Consider the following 15,472-nt stretch of genomic DNA (forward strand, 5'->3'; position numbering starts at 1 on the left):
CCACGCACGCGTACAGCATCTTTTACCGGAGGCAGCCTTGCCTTACTTTGATGGGGGGGGCCGAACTCACAGTCTGAGAGGGTGGCCGCAAGGGAGCGCACGGCTTGTCGTTATCAACCCAAATACTCATCTAAGCGTATACATCTGCGTCGCTCAACTTGGGCATTTGAACTCATGAAGGCATTGCTGCTCGCCGCTCTCCTATCAGTCCCGTCGATGCCTGCACTCGCCCAGGATCACAGAGAATTTTTGTCTTGGTATAACGGCTGGACGGTGCACACCATTTGGGGTGTCGGGAAAATCAGTGGCAGCTACGTCGGCACGAAGATCAAATGCGGAAGCGTCAGCATTCCGGTACGACCGGTCTACGACACTCATCAGCGCACTGCCCCACCGACGGAGGAACAGTCGAGTGACTTTGCAGCGAAGGCAAACTTTGCGCTCCTGCATAGTCTTGAAGCCAATGGCACCAAATGCCAGTTCGAGTTTGTCGCCGATAAGTCTTAGGTATGGTTTCAACCCTGATCTAGATTTCTTAGGGCACAAAAAAACCCGCAACATGCGGGTTTTTTTGATTGTCCCATCGAGTCAATCCTGACTCTCTGAAACCAGTATTGGTGCCCAAGGGGGGACTCGAACCCCCACGACTCTCGTCGCTACCACCTCAAGGTAGTGCGTCTACCAATTCCGCCACCTGGGCAAGTGTTTTACGTTTTGCTGTTACTTCTTCGCCGGTTCGGTCGCTGCCGGGACGTCGCCGTTGGTGGTTGCCGGCTGCTGGGTAGCAGTGGGAACTTCGCTGGCGGGGGCGGCGGCCGGTTTGGTGGCCTGCGGGATTTCCGCGTTGGCCGGTGCGGCGGGCTGCGCATTCTGCGTGGGAGCGGTCGGATTAGCAAGCCCCGACATCACACCCAGATCGGTATTTGTTGCCTGCGGCGCGCCGTGGCGGCTCAGGTAGATACCCATGCCGAGGCTGAGCAGGAAGAACAGGCCGGCGAGCACGCCCGTGGCACGGGTCATGAAGCTGGACGAGCCGCGTGCACCGAAGACCGTGGCGGAAGCACCGCCGCCGAAGCCAGAGCCTGCGTCGGCGCCAGCGCCGCGCTGCATAAGGATCAGCACGATCATCGCCGCAGCGATCAGGATGTAGAAGACGCTGAAAATGACGAACATGGGTTCCCAGGAGTCCGTGCGCTCAGTGCGCTGCAGCGCAGATGGCGAGAAAATCGGTTGCGGTCAATGAAGCGCCGCCGATCAACCCCCCGTCCACGTCCGCTTGCGCGAACAATTCCGCGGCATTTGCCGCTTTGACACTTCCGCCGTAAAGCAGTCGAGTCAGACGGGCGATCATAGCATCTTCTTTTGCCAGTTGGCTACGGATGAACGCGTGGACCTCCTGGGCCTGCTCCGGCGAGGCGGTGCGACCGGTGCCGATGGCCCAGACCGGCTCATACGCGATCACGGCGGTATCGAAGCTGCCGATGCCGTTGACGGCCAGCACGGCGGCCAGCTGACGGGCGATAACCTGCTCGGTTTCGCCGGCTTCGCGCTGTTCCAGGGTTTCGCCGAGGCAGAGGATGGGGGTCAGGCCACCGGCGCGGGCGGCGGCGAACTTGCGCGCCACCAGCTCGTCGCTCTCGCCGTGATACTGGCGGCGCTCGGAGTGGCCGACCAGAGCCCACTGCGCGCCGACGTCGGCCAGCATCGCGGCGGAGACTTCACCCGTGTAGGCGCCCTGCCCCTCGTGCTCGCTGACGTCCTGGCCGCCGATGGCGACACCGGAGCTGGCATGGGCATCGCTGAGGCCCGCGATGTAGGGGAACGGCGGAAAGACGGCCACGTCGACGTCGGCAGGCTTGCCGGCCACGATCTCGACGACCAGCGCCTGCGCCATCGAGCGGCTGCCGTGCATCTTCCAGTTTCCGGCGACGAGCTTTCTGCGCATGGCGACTTCCTTGGGTTCGTTCCAAAGCGCGAGAGCTTAGCGAACCCGGCGGAAATCCGGAATCCGCTGGCGCGAAGCGTTGCCGCTAGGCAAGATCGACGGACCGCCCACTTTTGTGCACAACACCATGACTCCTGCTCGTCCTACGTCGCTGATTACAGGCGCTTCTGCTGGCATTGGCGCTGCGTTTGCACGCGATCTCGCCAAACGCGGACATGACTTGATCCTGACCGCGCGTCGCGCGGATCGCCTGGAAGCGCTGGCGACGGAGCTGCGTGACGCGCATGGCGGCAAGGTCACGATCCTGCCTTGCGATCTTGCCAATCCGGATGCGTCGGAGAAGCTTTGTGCGGATATTGAGGCGCTCGGCCTGCATGTCGACTGGCTGGTGAACAATGCCGGTTATGGCGTGCCCGGCACCTTCGAGGCCAATGCCTGGCAAACGCATGCGGACTTTATCCAGGTGCTGATGACGGCGCCCGCGGAACTGGCCTGGCGCCTGCTGCCGGGCATGCGCGAGCGCCGCTATGGCCGGATCATCAACGTCGCTTCGCTGGCCGGGCATGTGCCGGGCTCGGCGGGACATACGTTGTATGCGGCATCCAAGGCTTACCTGATCAAGTTCTCGCAGTCACTGGCGCTGGAAAACCAGATGCTCGGCGTGCACGTCTGCGCGCTCTGCCCGGGCTTTACGTGGTCCGAGTTCCACGATGTCACCGGCACGCGCGAACTGATGAACAAGCTGCCGGGCTTCATGTGGCAGACGGCCGAGGTGGTCGTGAGCGAAGGCGTCGAAGCGGTTGAGCGTGGCGAGATCGTGCATGTCACGGGCTCGGTGAATCGTTTCATCAAGGCCTTGATGAAGTTGCTGCCGGATCGGCTGACGCTGTGGCTGTCGGCGCGGGAATCGCGGCGGTATCGGCAGCTGGAAGCCGCGCCGTAACGAAAAACGGCCTGATTGCTCAGGCCGTTTCATTTGCACGTTGCCCAGTTTCTCGCGAACGTCAGATCAGCTTGATCTCACGCAGGCGCTCGAGCAGGTACTCGTGCGAGGTGATGGAGGTGTCGTAGCGGCTCGGGTTGTCCGGGGTGATGCACTCGGCGACCGGGTCGAGGACGACGTCGGGGTTCGGGTGCAGGAAGTACGGGACCGAGTAGCGCGGCTTGCGGGCGTTGTCGTTCTGCGGGTTCACCACGCGGTGGGTGGTGGACGGGTACACGTGGTTGGTGAGGCGCTGCAGCATGTCGCCGATGTTCACCACGATGGCGTCGCCTTCGGTGGTGATCGGCAGCCAGTCGCCTTCGCGCGTCAGCACTTCCAGACCTTCGGCGCTGGCACCGACGAGCAGCGTGATGAAGTTGATGTCTTCATGCGCGCCGGCGCGAACGTTCGGGACGTTTTCTTCGGTGATCGGCGGGTAGTGGATCGGACGCAGGATCGAGTTGCCCTGGTCGGTCTTGTCCTGGAAGTAGTTCTCCGGGAGGTTGATGTGCAGGGCCAGGGCGCGCAGCACGCGCGAGCCGAGCTGGTCCAGCGCATCGAACAGGCCGTAGCCGTACTTTTCGAACTGGGGCACTTCCTTCGGCCACACGTTCGGCGCCATCACGTCCGCGAAGCGCGAATCGCGCGGGATTTCGCGACCGACGTGCCAGAACTCCTTGAGGTCGGCGTACTTGCTGTCCTTGGCGGTTTCGACCTTGAACGGCGTGTAGCCTCGCGCGCCGCCGGTGCCCTTGAGGTGGTACTGGAGCTTGGTTTCGGCAGGCAGGGCGAAGAATGTCTGGAAAGCCTCGTAGGCGCCGTCGATCAGTTCGCGCGGGATGCCGTGGCCGGAGATGCAGCAGAAGCCATATTCACGGTAGGCGGCGCCGATTTCGGCGACAAAAGCGTCGCGATCAGTCTCGTAACGACGGATGTCGAGGGTAGGTACTTTTTTCATTGTCGTGATCCAGGTTGGCGTGCGGTCGATTCGATTCCGTCACCGCAGGGGCGGGCACGTCGGGCCATTCCATGGCGACCTGGGTAGAAGCCTCTTCTACCGGTTCACGAGCGTTCGGCGACGGATTTTACGACGTCTGCCAGGGTTTCTGCCACGTGCCGCACTTCGGCCTCGTCGGCCGCCTCCACCGTCACGCGCACCAGGGGCTCGGTGCCGGAGGCCCGCAACACCACGCGGCCACGGCCTTCGAGGGTCTTTTCGGCGTGGGCCAGGGCCTGTTTCACTTCGTCGCTTTGCAGGGATTCCCGGGCACCGTCGGCCCGGACGTTGATCATCAGCTGGGGCATTTTGTGAAGGCCCTTGCGGGCGTCGGCCAGATCCCGGCCGTTGAGCGCCTCCATCACGGCCAGGGCCGACACGATGCCGTCGCCGGTGGTGGCGCGATCCAGGCACAGGATGTGGCCGGACGTCTCACCGCCGAGCAGGCCGCCGAACTGCTTGAGCTGCTGCATGACGTAGCGGTCGCCGACATTGGCGCGGATGAACTCCACGCCCAGCTCGCCCAGCACCTTCTGCAGGCCGTAGTTGCTCATCAGGGTGCCGACGACGGGACCGGTGAGGCGCCCCTGCTCCAGCCAGCTGAGCGCGATGACGTACATCAGGTCGTCGCCGTCGGCGATCTCGCCGTTGCGGTCGACCATCTGCACGCGATCGCCATCGCCGTCGAAGGCAATACCCAGGTCCGCGCGATGCTCCAGCACCGCTTCGCGCAGCGCCTGCGGATGGGTGGAACCGACGTTGCGGTTGATGTTGAAGCCATCGGGCTTGTCGCCGATGGCGATCACCTCGGCACCCAACTCACGGAATACCTTGGGCGCCACCTGATACGTGGCGCCGTTCGCGCAGTCGAGCACGATGCGCGCGCCGTTGAGGCTGAAATGCTCGTCGACGGTGGCCTTGCAGAATTCGGTGTAGCGCGTCACCGCATCGTCGATTCGGATGGCCTTGCCGAGTTTTTCCGAGGAGACGGTGGTGAATTCCGCATCGAGCTCGATCTCGATCGCGTGCTCCAGCTCGTCGGACAGCTTTTCGCCCGAGGCCGAGAAGAACTTGATGCCGTTGTCCTGGTGCGGGTTATGCGAGGCGCTGATGACGATGCCGGCCTGCGCGCGCAGCGAGCGCGTGAGGAAGGCCACGGCCGGGGTCGGCATGGGGCCGAGCAGCCCGACGTCGACGCCCGCGGCCACGAGGCCCGCTTCAAGCGCGGATTCGAACATGTAGCCTGACACGCGGGTGTCCTTGCCGATCAGCACCTTCGGGCGCTTGCCTTCCCGCGCGAGTGCCACACCGGCAGCGCGGCCGAGTCGCAGCATGAAATCCGCGCTGATCGGCCATTGACCGACGGGACCGCGAATGCCATCCGTGCCGAAGTACTTGCGTGCCGTCATCTTGATACGTCCTTTTCGAGCCGCGCCAATGCGCGGGCTGTCTTATTCGTCGTCGGGCCAGCGCGGCATGGCGGGACGGTCGTCGCGGCGCGGTGCCGCATCGCCTTTCGCCACGGCTTGCCATACGGCCAACGCATCTACGGTGGCGGCCACATCGTGTACACGCACGATGCGTGCGCCGCGTTGCACCGCAATCATCGCCGCAGCCACCGAGCCGGCGGCGCGATCCTGCGGCGCCTTGCGCCCGGTGATCTCGCCGATCATTGATTTGCGCGAGAGACCGATATACACGCCGCTGCCAAGATTCGCGAAGCGTTCGGTCGCGCGCAGCAGCGCGAGGTTGTGTTCGAGGTTCTTGCCGAAGCCGAAGCCCGGGTCGACCATCACCTGCCGCTTGTCGATACCCGCCAGTTCGCAGGCAAACAGGCGATCGGTGAGGAAGCGATGCACGTCGCCTACCACGTCGTCGTAATGAGGCTCGTCCTGCATGCTGCGCGGCTCACCCTGCATGTGCATGAGGCACACGGCCACGCGAAGTTCCGCCACGGCATCGAGCGCGCCTTCGCGGCGCAGCGCATAGACGTCGTTGATCATGCCCGCGCCCGCGGCCACGGCAGCGCGCATGACTTCGGGCTTGGACGTGTCCACGGCAATGGGCAGCGTCGTGCGCGCGGCCAGCTGTTCAATGACCGGGATGACGCGGCGCAACTCATCCTCGACCGACACATCCGCGGCGCCGGGCCGGGTCGACTCGCCACCAACGTCGAGCATGTCCGCGCCCTCCTCCGCCAGCTTCAGGCCGTGGGCCACGGCCGCTTCGGTGGTGGCGTGGCTGCCGCCGTCGGAGAAGGAGTCAGGCGTGACATTGACGATGCCGACTACACGCGCGCGATCGAGGCGGAGCGGACGGCCGGCGCAGTCAAGAACGGGCGCGAACAGATCGACGGACATGCCGGATTCCCTTGTTGTAACGAGCGTGCCGAAGCGAGCTCAACCAGCGCCGCCGAGGGCGCCCATGTACTGGCGGTAATAGCGCAATTCGTCGATCGAGTCGCGAATGTCGGACAGCGCCGTATGCGCCGATTCCTTGCTGAAACCCTTGCCGATGCTCGGCGACCATCGGCGCGACAGCTCCTTGAGCGTCGATACGTCGAGGTTGCGGTAATGGAAGAAGCGCTCCAGGCGCGACATCTGGCGATGCAGGAAGCGGCGATCCTGGCAGATCGAATTGCCGCACATCGGCGACTTGCCCGGTCCTACCCACTGCTTGAGGAATTCCAGCGTGGCCTGCTCGGCGATCGCGTGATCGTCGGTCGAGGCCAGCACCTGATCCCACAGGCCGGACTTGCGGTGCTGGTTGCGATTCCATGCGTCCATCGCTTCAAGCTGCTCCAGCGTGTGCCGGATGGCGAACACGGGGCCTTCGGCCAGGATGTTCAGATCCTTGTCGGTCACGATGGTGGCGATTTCGAGAACGGAATCGTTGTCGGTATCCAGACCGGTCATTTCCAGGTCGATCCAGATTAGATTGTCGTCGTTCGCTTGGCTCATGCGCCCTCCTGGCGGCGGAGTCTAGCAGCAGCGCCCCTTACATGAGGCCGACGGGCGTCATAGTCCGTTTGTCGTGCGATCATCAGGCCCATGCAGACTTTCTTCTGGCACGACTACGAAACCAGCGGCGCTGACCCCTGGCGCGACCGCCCCCTGCAGTTCGCGGGCATCCGTACCGACATGGACCTGCAGATCATCGGCGAGCCCGTGATGTTCTACGGCAAGCCGCCCCGCGAGATGCCGCCCCACCCGGAAGCCTGCCTGATCACGGGCATTACGCCCCAGCGGGCCGAGCGTGAAGGCCTGATCGAAGCGGATTTTGCCGCGCGCGTGCACGAGCAGCTGGGTGCCCCGGGCACCTGCGGCGTGGGCTACAACTCGCTGCGCTTCGACGATGAAATCACCCGCCAGATGCTGTACCGCAATTTCTTCGACCCCTACGGGCGCGAATGGGAGAACGGCAATTCGCGCTGGGACCTGATCGACCTGGTGCGCATGTGCCAGGCCCTGCGCCCGGAAGGCATCCATTGGCCCATGCGTGAAGACGGCACGCCCAGCTTCAAGCTGGAGCACCTTGCGAGCGCGAACCAGCTCACGCAGGAACGCGCGCACGACGCGCTTTCCGACGTGCATGCCCTGATCGATCTGGCACGCCTGATCCGCGTTCGCCAGCCGCGCCTGTGGGACTGGCACTTCGCGCTGCGGCGCAAGCAGAAGGTGTTCGAGCTGCTGGACGTGGTGAACATGACGCCGGTCGTGCACGTGTCGTCACGCTATCCGGCCAGTCGCCATTGCATCGCCATCGTGTTGCCCATCGCGCCTCATCCGAGCCGCGCGGGCGAGGTCATCGTCTATGACCTCGGCGTCGATCCGGCGCCCTTGCTCGCCCTGGACGAGGACGGCATTGCCGAGCGCGTATTCACGTCTCGGGACGACCTGCCGGAAGGCGTCGAGCGCATTCCCCTGCGCACCATCCGGGCCAACAAATCCCCCGCCCTGGCACCGCTATCCGTGCTGAAGGGCGCCGACCTGGGCCGCCTGCAACTGGACGTGGAACTGGCCATGGAGCGCAGGAATGCGCTGGCCGCTGCGGAAGGCTTGCCGGCCAAGCTGCGGCGCGTATTCGAGCGTGCCAGCGACCTGCCGCCCGCCGCCGATCCCGAACTGGCGATCTACGGCAGCTTTCTGCCCGATGCCGACAAACGCCTCCTGGCCGACGTCCGCGGCACCCCGCCCGAACAGCTCGCCGCGCGTCCGATGCCCTTCCGCGATCCGCGCTACCCGGAGCTGTTGTTCCGATATCGCGCGCGCAACTGGCCGCACACGCTCTCCGCCGACGAACAGGCGCGCTGGCACGCGTTCCGCCGGGCCCGCCTGTTCGAGCACACGCCACTGACCGGCCTGACCCTGCCGGAGTATCGCGAGCGCATCACTCAACTCCGCCAGGAGCACGCCAGCGATCCGTCGAAAATCGACCTCCTCGACCAGCTCCTCGCCTGGGGCGACGAGCTTGGCGCCGAATTCATCTCACTGCCTGCCTGACACCAACCCACCATGGCCCAAAGTTACTTTTCGCCCGCTACGTTTCGTTTCCTGCGCGCACTCGATCGCAACAACAGCCGCGAGTGGTTCCAGGAACACAAGGCACAGTACGAGCGCGACGTGCGCGACCCGTCCCTGCAATTCATCACCGATATGCAGGCACCGTTGTCGAAGATCAGCGCGCACTACCGCGCCGACCCGCGCAAGAACGGCGGCTCACTGTTCCGCATCTATCGCGACACGCGCTTCTCCAACAACAAGCTGCCGTACAAGCCGTGGCAAGGCGCGCGATTCTTCCACGAGCGTCGGCATGAAATTCCCGCACCGTCGTTCTACATCCATATCCAGCCCGGCGATTGTTTTGCGGGCGGCGGCATGTGGCATCCCGAATCAGACGCGCTGAAGAAGATCCGCGAGTTTCTGCACGACAATCCCGCGGCATGGAAGCGGGCGACGCAGAGCAAGACGTTCCGCGATCACTTCACGTTCTGGGGCGAAACCCTGAGCCGTCCACCGCGCGGTTACGACGCCAGCCATGAGCTGATCGAGGACATCAAGCGCAAGGATTTCGCGGCTGGCGAAAACTTCGACGAGAAGCTCGCCTGCTCCGCCGAGCTGCTGCCCTGGGTGGTCGATACCTACAAGCGCCTCGCCCCCATGAACGATTACCTGTGCGCGGCGATGGAGCTTGAGTTCTAGGACTCAGGCTCCGGCTTGCGCATCAGCCAGATCGCGACGACGACGGCGACCAGCGCCGTGAACGCCACGTAGTGTGCAGGGGCCATGCGCCCCAGCCACTGGGCCAGCGTTTCAATCACAAGGGCCGTCGTGGCACCGAACAGAGCATAGGCCACGTTGTATCCAAACGAGAGCCCCGAAAACCGCACCGGCGCCGGAAATGCCTTCACCATCACGGTAGGCACGACGCCAACCGCGCCAACCAGGAAGCCGACCAGCGGATACAGCCACAGGAACCGTGCACCGCCGGCCGCCAGGTCAAAGAACAGCAGATAGGTACCGATCGTCAGCGCGACCGCACCGACGAGCAACGCAAGACGGTCACCGATACGGTCAACCAGCAAGCCGTAGGCCAGGCAGCCCACGCACAGGCACAACGCCGCAAGGCTGTTGCCAAGGAAGGCGGCATCGGCCGATATGCCGAATTGCTTCTGCACCATGTTCGGCAACACCAGGATCAACACCAGGATGGCGGCCGTCAGCATCCAGGTTACGAGCATCGAAACCACCACGCCGCTGCGATGTTCGGCAAACACGGTGCGCAGAGGCAACCCGCGACTGAGCTCCTTGCGTTCGCGCAGCGCCGTGAATACCGGCGTTTCGCTCAGCCAGCGACGCAGCCACACGGCAACGAAGCCAAATACGCCGCCAAGCAGGAACGGCAGGCGCCAACCCCAGGCGAGGATCTCATCGTGCGTCAGGTGATGATTGATCCAGGCGGCCGACAGCGAGCCGATCAGGATGCCCACGGTAAGACCCGAGGTCAGACTGGCGCAGGCGAAACCCACCTTGCCGCGCGGCGCATGTTCGGCCACGAATACCCAGGCACCCGGCACTTCGCCGCCAATCGCCACGCCCTGCACGATGCGCAGGAACAACAGGAGCATCGGCGCCAACAGGCCAACCTGGGCATAGATGGGCAAGAGACCTATCGCCAGGGTGGGCAATGCCATCAGGAACACGCTGAGCGCGAACATGCGCTTGCGCCCAAGGCGATCGCCGAAGTGCGCCATCACGATGCCACCAAGGGGACGCGCCAGATAACCCGCTGCAAAAATGCCGTATACCTGCATCGTGGCAAGCCAGGCCGGTGTGTCCTTCGGAAAGAACAACTCGCTCAGCGGCAGCGCGAAGAAGACAAACACCACGAAGTCGTAGAACTCCAGCGCTCCACCGAGGGCCGCCAGAAACAGCGTACGAATGTCATTGCGGGACAGCGGTGCGGCGCCGAGCGGCGGAACGGCAGGAGCAACTTGCGTCATGGACCGGGCTGGCTTGATCGTGGCGAAGGTCGAAACATAGCACTGCCAACGCCTCCAGGCGCACGCCCGCCGATGAGCGATTTTTCATGTTCCGGCCACCCGGCCCGCTGCCGCGCCGCCACATCCCTTCCACAAAGGCCTTTGCTAGGCTACGCCCACGCTGGCCGGACGCCAGCGGCGAGCTGTGCGCCATCAGGGGTTAGACGTTCACGCTTCTCTTCCCGCAACGCAAGGAGACCTGTTCATGAGCATGGGCAAGCGTTTCACGGCTGAATTGTTCGGCACGTTCTGGTTGGTTTTCGGTGGTTGCGGCAGCGCGGTGCTGGCTGCGGCCTTCCCTGACCTGGGCATTGGCTTCGCGGGCGTCGCCCTCGCCTTCGGCCTTACCGTGGTCACCATGGCCTACGCGGTCGGCCATATTTCCGGCGGCCATTTCAACCCGGCCGTTACTGTTGGCCTCTGCGCGGGCGGGCGCTTCCCGGCCAAAGATGTCATCCCGTATATCGTGGCCCAGGTGATTGGCGGTATCGCGGCGGGCGCGGTGCTTTACGTCATTGCCAGCGGCAAGGCCGGCTTCGATGCCAGCGCGGGCTTCGCTTCCAACGGTTATGGCGACCATTCACCGGGCGGCTATTCGCTGCATGCCGCCATCGTGGCGGAACTGGTGCTCACGGCGCTCTTCCTGATCGTCATCCATGGCGCAACGGACAAGCGGGCGCCGGCCGGTTTCGCCCCGCTGGCGATCGGCCTGACGCTGACGCTGATCCATCTGATCTCGATCCCGGTAACGAACACCTCGGTCAATCCGGCGCGCAGCACCGGCGTAGCCCTGTTCCAGGGAAGCTGGGCGATCGGGCAGTTGTGGGTGTTCTGGCTGGTGCCGTTGATTGGCGGTGCCATTGGCGGGTTGATCTATCGCCACCTGCTGGAAACGCGGGACTGACGTGATCGCGATGCACCCGGCTCGCCGGGTGCATCCATCAGGCTTCGTAGAGTTCGATGGGCAGATCGTCCGGATCGGCAAAGAACGTGAAGCGTCGACCGGTGTACTCGTCGATGCGAATCGGCTCGCATTCGACGCCGCGCGCGTTCAGGCTGCGCACTGCCGCGTCGACATCTGGCACGGCGAAAGCCAGATGGCGAAGGCCCTGCGCTTCCGGTCGCGATGGGCGCGGCGGCGGCGAGGGAAAGGAAAACAGCTCCAGCTGCACGCCGGGGCTGATCTCCAGATCGCACTTCCAGGATTGCCGCGCCTCGCGATAGACCTCGCGCACGATGCGCAGGCCCAGCACCTCGCTATAGAAATGGCGCGAACGCTGATAGTCGGAACAGATCAGCGCCACATGATGAATCGCAGCAAGCAGGGGCTCGCTCATGCCAGCGAATCGTCAGCTGCGGGCGCTGCCGCGAAAGAACATGCCAATGCCCAGCGCGATCAGCACCACGGGCCACCACGTGGCGAACAACTGACCCAGGTGCAGGTCAAAGCCAAGATTTCGCAGCAGGAACAGCACGCCGATCACGATCAGGATGATGCCGGGAACGCTCGGTTTCATTGCAGTCTCGCTGTAGGTGGACGGGCGCCACTGTGGGAGTTCGGGCGCCAGTCGTCAATCTTGCAGGCAGGCGCGTCGCCACCCTGTTCAGTTACGCCTCGGCGAACGGATAGGCCAGCACATCGGCGATGGCGTCGGTGCCGGCCATGCACATCAGCAGGCGCTCCACACCCAGGGCGACGCCCGCGCAATCGGGCATGGCGTCGAGCACGGCCAGCAGACGCTGGTCGACCGGCACTTCCTGGATCCCACGCGCACTCCGCACCGCGTTGTCGCGTTCGAATCGCGCGCGCTGCTCGTTTGCATCGTTGAGTTCGTGATACCCGTTGGCCAGTTCGTACTTGCCCAGATACAGCTCGAAGCGCTCGGCCATCGGCGGCTCGCCGGGGCGAATCCGTGCGAGCGCGCACTGACTGGCGGGGTAATCGTGAATCACGGTGATGCGGTCCGACGGAAATCCCGGCTGCAGCAAATGCGTGATGAGCAGGTCGAGCCAATCGTCGCGATGCAGGCCCTGCGGATCGATATTGAATGGCGCCAGGGGTTCCCGCAGCTTGGCTTCGCTGTCGTGCATCGGGTCGATGCCGAGCTCATCGAGGAACAGCTGGCGATAGCTCTCCACGACCACCTCGACGCGCTGACCCACCAGGGCCATCGCCGCTTCGACCAGGCCGACGGTTTCTTCCATCAGCTTGCGATGGTCCCAGCCGACGCGGTACCACTCGAGCATCGTGAACTCGGGATTGTGGCGGCCGCCGGCCTCGCCATTGCGAAAGACACGGCCGAGCTCGTAACAATCGCCCACGCCCTCGGCGAGCAAACGCTTGAGCGGGTACTCCGGCGAGGTGCGCAACCAGCGCTCGCGCGCACCGGCATCGACATGGCCACTGAACCGGACCTGGAAACTTTCGATGTTGGGATCGGTGTTACCGGCGGCGGACATGATCGGTGTCTCGACTTCGAGCACCGCACGCGCGGCGAAGAAGCTGCGAATGAGCGCGTAAAGGCGCGCACGCAGCGCCAGCGAGGCCAGGCCAGGCCGCAGGGGTGGCGCTTGCGAGACCAGCTTCACGCCCCACCCTCGTGTTCGGCGAGAAGGGCCAGGAGCTGGCCCTCATCCCATACGGGGATGCCCAGCTCTTTCGCCTTGTCGAGCTTTGAACCCGCCGCTTCGCCAGCGACGACGACGCTCGTCTTCTTCGACACTGAACCGGAGACCTTGGCGCCCAATGCTTCCAGCCGTTCCGTTGCCGCATCGCGACCAAGTGACGTCAAGGTGCCGGTGAGCACATAGGTCTGACCGTCGAGTGGTGCCGTCTGCGCCTTCGCTGTTTGCGGGATCGCATCGACCAGGCGCTGCATGGCCGCTTCGGCTTCATGAAGGGGCGCCGACGCTTTGGGATCGGCAAGGAACGCCTTGAGATTGCTGGCCGCCGCACTGGGCATGCCTGCGGTGATCCACTTCGCCTCGCCAGCGTCCTGCAGCGACTTCAGATCGCCGAAATGCGATGCCAGCTGCTTTGTGCTCTTGGGACCCAGCTTCGGGACGTTCGCCATATCAAGGAGCACGTCAAGGCCGAGCTTCTGACGCAGCCTCGGTGAAGGATCGGCTTCGTCGGTAAACGTGATGCCCGAAGCAAGCAAGGCATCGACTACCTTCTGGTTCCCTTCCTGTTCGAAGAACCCATCGATCGACTGCGCGACTTCACCGCCGATGTCAGGCAGCACGCGCAGCACCATTTCCGGCGTCGTGCGCACGAACTCAAGGCGGCCCAGCCAGGCGGCCAGCGTCTTGGCCGTGCTTTCGCCGATATGCATGATGCCCAGGCCAAACAGGAAGCGCGGCAGCGTCGTGCGCTTGCTTGCTTGGATCGCCTCGATCAGATTCTCGGCCCACTTGGTCGCGACCTTGCCCTGCTTGACGGTTTCGGGCGTGCTGCCATCGCGCTCATCAGCGCGACGCTTCATCTCGAGGAAATCGTCGAGGGTGAGCTTGTACAGATCGGCAGGCGTATGCACGTACCCGAAATCCACCAGGGCATCGACGAATCGCTCGCCAAGACCCTCGATGTCCATCGCGCGACGTCCCGCGAAATGGATCAGGGCCTCCTTGCGCTGCGCCGGGCAAATCAAGCCACCGGAACAACGCCATGCCGCCTGCCCTTCCTCGCGCAGCAGCTCGGAGCCGCACACCGGGCAATGCGACGGCATGTGCCAGGCCTTGGTGTGCGCGGGCCGTTGCTCCGCTATCACGCGCACCACTTCGGGAATGACGTCGCCCGCGCGCCGGACAATCACGGTGTCGCCCACGCGCACGTCGAGCCGTGCAACCTGGTCGGCGTTGTGCAGCGTGGCATTGGTCACCGTCACGCCAGCCACCTGTACCGGCGCGAGTCGCGCCACCGGCGTGGCAGCGCCCGTGCGACCGATCTGGATTTCGATGGCTTCGACGGTGGTGGTCTGTTCCTGTGCCGGGAATTTGTGCGCAATGGCCCAGCGCGGCGCGCGCGAGACAAAACCCATTTCCTGCTGGCCGGCGTAGTCGTCCAGCTTGTAGACGACACCGTCGATGTCGTACGGCAGCGCGTCGCGCTTCTCGCCGATGCGGTGGTAGTACGCGATCAGGCCCTTGAAGCCCTTCGCCGTGCCCACTTCCGGCGATACGGGGAAACCCCAGTCGCGCAGTTTCTGCAACGTGGCCGAATGCGTCGACGGCAGGCTCGCGCCTTCCACCACGCCGACGGCGTAGGCGAAGAAACTCAGCTTCCGCCTAGCGGTGATGGCAGGATCAAGCTGACGCAGCGAGCCGGCCGCACCATTGCGCGGATTGGCCAGCGTTTTTTCGTCGTGCTTGCGTGCGTAGTCGTTGAAGGCCTCGAAATCCTTGCGCAGCATGATCACTTCGCCACGCACTTCGAGCACGCGCGGCCAGTCCTTGCCGCGCAGGCGCAGTGGAATAGCGCGTACCGTGCGGAGGTTGGCCGTTACGTCTTCGCCAGTTTCGCCATCGCCGCGGGTCGCGCCCTGTACGAAGACGCCGTCTTCGTAGCGCAGGCTGATCGCCAGGCCATCGAGCTTGGGCTCGACCGAAAACACGGGTTCGCGACGATCCAGCGTCTGCTCGATGCGGCGCTCGAATTCGGCCACTTCGCGGAAACGCTCCTGCTCGGATTCGCCTTCGGTCCCGAAAGCGTTGTTGAGCGAAAGCATGGGGATGGCATGGCGCACTTCGTTGAAGCCGCCGCTGGCCCGGGCGCCGACCTTGCGCGTCGGCGAATCGGGCGTCTGCAGCTCGGGATGCTCGGCTTCCAGCGATTCCAGGTCACGCATCAGGCGGTCGTACTCGGCGTCCGTGATCGTGGGATCGTCGAGTACGTGGTACTGGTGGTTGGCCTGCTCGATGCGCTCGCGCAGATCGGCGGCGCGTGCCTGGATGTCGGCGGGTACGGTGCGTTGGCTCATGCGGGCTCCTCGTGGCGCGCAGTGTAGG

The 15,472-nt window shown here is 64.3% G+C and carries 16 protein-coding genes and 1 tRNA gene; 5 read left to right on the forward strand and 12 right to left on the reverse strand.

The annotated features are described in order from the left end of the window. The first annotated feature begins 174 nt into the window (after window positions 1-174). Entirely contained in the window at window positions 175-507 is a 333-nt protein-coding gene (locus EYV96_RS05180; RefSeq protein WP_131150400.1) for a hypothetical protein, read from the forward strand. A gap of 108 nt (window positions 508-615) precedes the next feature. On the opposite strand, the gene EYV96_RS05185 is transcribed toward EYV96_RS05180, so the two are convergent. The 3 genes from EYV96_RS05185 to tpiA form a co-directional block, all read right to left on the reverse strand. After that, window positions 616-700: transfer RNA gene (locus EYV96_RS05185), tRNA-Leu, on the reverse strand. 20 nt (window positions 701-720) lie between these two features. Next, the gene (gene secG, locus EYV96_RS05190) at window positions 721-1,173 is read right to left on the reverse strand and encodes a preprotein translocase subunit SecG (RefSeq protein ID WP_131150401.1); all 453 of its coding nucleotides are present in this window, start codon (window positions 1,171-1,173) and stop codon (window positions 721-723) included. A 22-nt stretch (window positions 1,174-1,195) separates the two neighbouring features. Next, complete coding sequence (gene tpiA, locus EYV96_RS05195) at window positions 1,196-1,945, reverse strand: triose-phosphate isomerase (protein ID WP_131150402.1); 750 nt, start codon at window positions 1,943-1,945, stop codon at window positions 1,196-1,198. 127 nt (window positions 1,946-2,072) lie between these two features. Between tpiA and EYV96_RS05200 the strand changes: the two genes are divergently transcribed. Then, window positions 2,073-2,888, forward strand: coding sequence for an SDR family NAD(P)-dependent oxidoreductase (locus tag EYV96_RS05200; RefSeq protein WP_131150403.1), 816 nt, complete (start codon window positions 2,073-2,075; stop codon window positions 2,886-2,888). 61 nt (window positions 2,889-2,949) lie between these two features. Here EYV96_RS05200 and EYV96_RS05205 read toward each other — a convergent pair whose 3' ends face one another. The 4 genes from EYV96_RS05205 to orn all read right to left on the reverse strand — a co-directional run bounded on the left by EYV96_RS05205 (window position 2,950) and on the right by orn (window position 6,884). Beyond that, window positions 2,950-3,885, reverse strand: a complete 936-nt coding sequence (locus EYV96_RS05205; protein ID WP_131150404.1) for an isopenicillin N synthase family dioxygenase — start codon at window positions 3,883-3,885, stop codon at window positions 2,950-2,952. Window positions 3,886-3,989: 104 nt separating this feature from the next. Beyond that, window positions 3,990-5,333: a phosphoglucosamine mutase gene (glmM, locus tag EYV96_RS05210; protein WP_131150405.1), complete on the reverse strand. Its 1,344-nt coding sequence runs from the start codon at window positions 5,331-5,333 to the stop codon at window positions 3,990-3,992. A 42-nt stretch (window positions 5,334-5,375) separates the two neighbouring features. Beyond that, a complete protein-coding gene (gene folP / locus EYV96_RS05215; RefSeq protein WP_131150406.1) occupies window positions 5,376-6,284 on the reverse strand; it encodes a dihydropteroate synthase in 909 nt (302 codons plus the stop codon). Between the two features lie 39 nt (window positions 6,285-6,323). Next, the gene (gene orn, locus EYV96_RS05220) at window positions 6,324-6,884 is read right to left on the reverse strand and encodes an oligoribonuclease (protein WP_131150407.1); all 561 of its coding nucleotides are present in this window, start codon (window positions 6,882-6,884) and stop codon (window positions 6,324-6,326) included. A gap of 90 nt (window positions 6,885-6,974) precedes the next feature. Here orn and sbcB point away from each other — a divergent pair, with 90 nt between their 5' ends. After that, window positions 6,975-8,426: an exodeoxyribonuclease I gene (gene sbcB / locus EYV96_RS05225; protein ID WP_131150408.1), complete on the forward strand. Its 1,452-nt coding sequence runs from the start codon at window positions 6,975-6,977 to the stop codon at window positions 8,424-8,426. A 12-nt stretch (window positions 8,427-8,438) separates the two neighbouring features. Then, complete coding sequence (locus EYV96_RS05230) at window positions 8,439-9,125, forward strand: DUF2461 domain-containing protein (protein ID WP_131150409.1); 687 nt, start codon at window positions 8,439-8,441, stop codon at window positions 9,123-9,125. Here the strand turns inward: EYV96_RS05230 and EYV96_RS05235 are convergent. Beyond that, the gene (locus EYV96_RS05235; RefSeq protein WP_131150410.1) at window positions 9,122-10,426 is read right to left on the reverse strand and encodes an MFS transporter; all 1,305 of its coding nucleotides are present in this window, start codon (window positions 10,424-10,426) and stop codon (window positions 9,122-9,124) included. The genes EYV96_RS05230 and EYV96_RS05235 overlap by 4 nt on opposite strands. A gap of 244 nt (window positions 10,427-10,670) precedes the next feature. Between EYV96_RS05235 and aqpZ the strand changes: the two genes are divergently transcribed. Beyond that, the gene (gene aqpZ, locus EYV96_RS05240) at window positions 10,671-11,369 is read left to right on the forward strand and encodes an aquaporin Z (RefSeq protein ID WP_205746094.1); all 699 of its coding nucleotides are present in this window, start codon (window positions 10,671-10,673) and stop codon (window positions 11,367-11,369) included. Between the two features lie 37 nt (window positions 11,370-11,406). Here the strand turns inward: aqpZ and gloA2 are convergent, their stop codons facing one another. From gloA2 to ligA, 4 genes are all read right to left on the reverse strand, one after another. Further along, on the reverse strand, window positions 11,407-11,802 hold the full coding sequence (gene gloA2, locus EYV96_RS05245) for an SMU1112c/YaeR family gloxylase I-like metalloprotein (RefSeq protein ID WP_131150411.1): 396 nt from the start codon (window positions 11,800-11,802) through the stop codon (window positions 11,407-11,409). 12 nt (window positions 11,803-11,814) lie between these two features. Further along, complete coding sequence (locus EYV96_RS18730; protein WP_165488600.1) at window positions 11,815-11,982, reverse strand: LiaI-LiaF-like domain-containing protein; 168 nt, start codon at window positions 11,980-11,982, stop codon at window positions 11,815-11,817. Window positions 11,983-12,073: 91 nt separating this feature from the next. Then, window positions 12,074-13,048: an EF-P lysine aminoacylase EpmA gene (gene epmA / locus EYV96_RS05250; protein WP_240732426.1), complete on the reverse strand. Its 975-nt coding sequence runs from the start codon at window positions 13,046-13,048 to the stop codon at window positions 12,074-12,076. Between the two features lie 2 nt (window positions 13,049-13,050). Then, window positions 13,051-15,444, reverse strand: coding sequence for an NAD-dependent DNA ligase LigA (gene ligA, locus EYV96_RS05255; RefSeq protein WP_131150412.1), 2,394 nt, complete (start codon window positions 15,442-15,444; stop codon window positions 13,051-13,053). Window positions 15,445-15,472 lie beyond the last annotated feature (28 nt).

It is taken from the genome of Dyella terrae, assembly GCF_004322705.1.
Taxonomy (GTDB): domain Bacteria; phylum Pseudomonadota; class Gammaproteobacteria; order Xanthomonadales; family Rhodanobacteraceae; genus Dyella_D; species Dyella_D terrae.

Bases quoted from the DNA above. Each gene is read 5' to 3' on its own strand.
- EYV96_RS05180 (WP_131150400.1), top strand. From the start codon at position 175: ATGAAGGCATTGCTGCTCGCCGCTCTCCTATCAGTCCCGTCGATGCCT.
- secG (WP_131150401.1), bottom strand. From the start codon at position 1,173: ATGTTCGTCATTTTCAGCGTCTTCTACATCCTGATCGCTGCGGCGATG.
- tpiA (WP_131150402.1), bottom strand. From the start codon at position 1,945: ATGCGCAGAAAGCTCGTCGCCGGAAACTGGAAGATGCACGGCAGCCGC.
- EYV96_RS05200 (WP_131150403.1), top strand. From the start codon at position 2,073: ATGACTCCTGCTCGTCCTACGTCGCTGATTACAGGCGCTTCTGCTGGC.
- EYV96_RS05205 (WP_131150404.1), bottom strand. From the start codon at position 3,885: ATGAAAAAAGTACCTACCCTCGACATCCGTCGTTACGAGACTGATCGC.
- glmM (WP_131150405.1), bottom strand. From the start codon at position 5,333: ATGACGGCACGCAAGTACTTCGGCACGGATGGCATTCGCGGTCCCGTC.
- folP (WP_131150406.1), bottom strand. From the start codon at position 6,284: ATGTCCGTCGATCTGTTCGCGCCCGTTCTTGACTGCGCCGGCCGTCCG.
- orn (WP_131150407.1), bottom strand. From the start codon at position 6,884: ATGAGCCAAGCGAACGACGACAATCTAATCTGGATCGACCTGGAAATG.
- sbcB (WP_131150408.1), top strand. From the start codon at position 6,975: ATGCAGACTTTCTTCTGGCACGACTACGAAACCAGCGGCGCTGACCCC.
- EYV96_RS05230 (WP_131150409.1), top strand. From the start codon at position 8,439: ATGGCCCAAAGTTACTTTTCGCCCGCTACGTTTCGTTTCCTGCGCGCA.
- EYV96_RS05235 (WP_131150410.1), bottom strand. From the start codon at position 10,426: ATGACGCAAGTTGCTCCTGCCGTTCCGCCGCTCGGCGCCGCACCGCTG.
- aqpZ (WP_205746094.1), top strand. From the start codon at position 10,671: ATGAGCATGGGCAAGCGTTTCACGGCTGAATTGTTCGGCACGTTCTGG.
- gloA2 (WP_131150411.1), bottom strand. From the start codon at position 11,802: ATGAGCGAGCCCCTGCTTGCTGCGATTCATCATGTGGCGCTGATCTGT.
- EYV96_RS18730 (WP_165488600.1), bottom strand. From the start codon at position 11,982: ATGAAACCGAGCGTTCCCGGCATCATCCTGATCGTGATCGGCGTGCTG.
- ligA (WP_131150412.1), bottom strand. From the start codon at position 15,444: ATGAGCCAACGCACCGTACCCGCCGACATCCAGGCACGCGCCGCCGAT.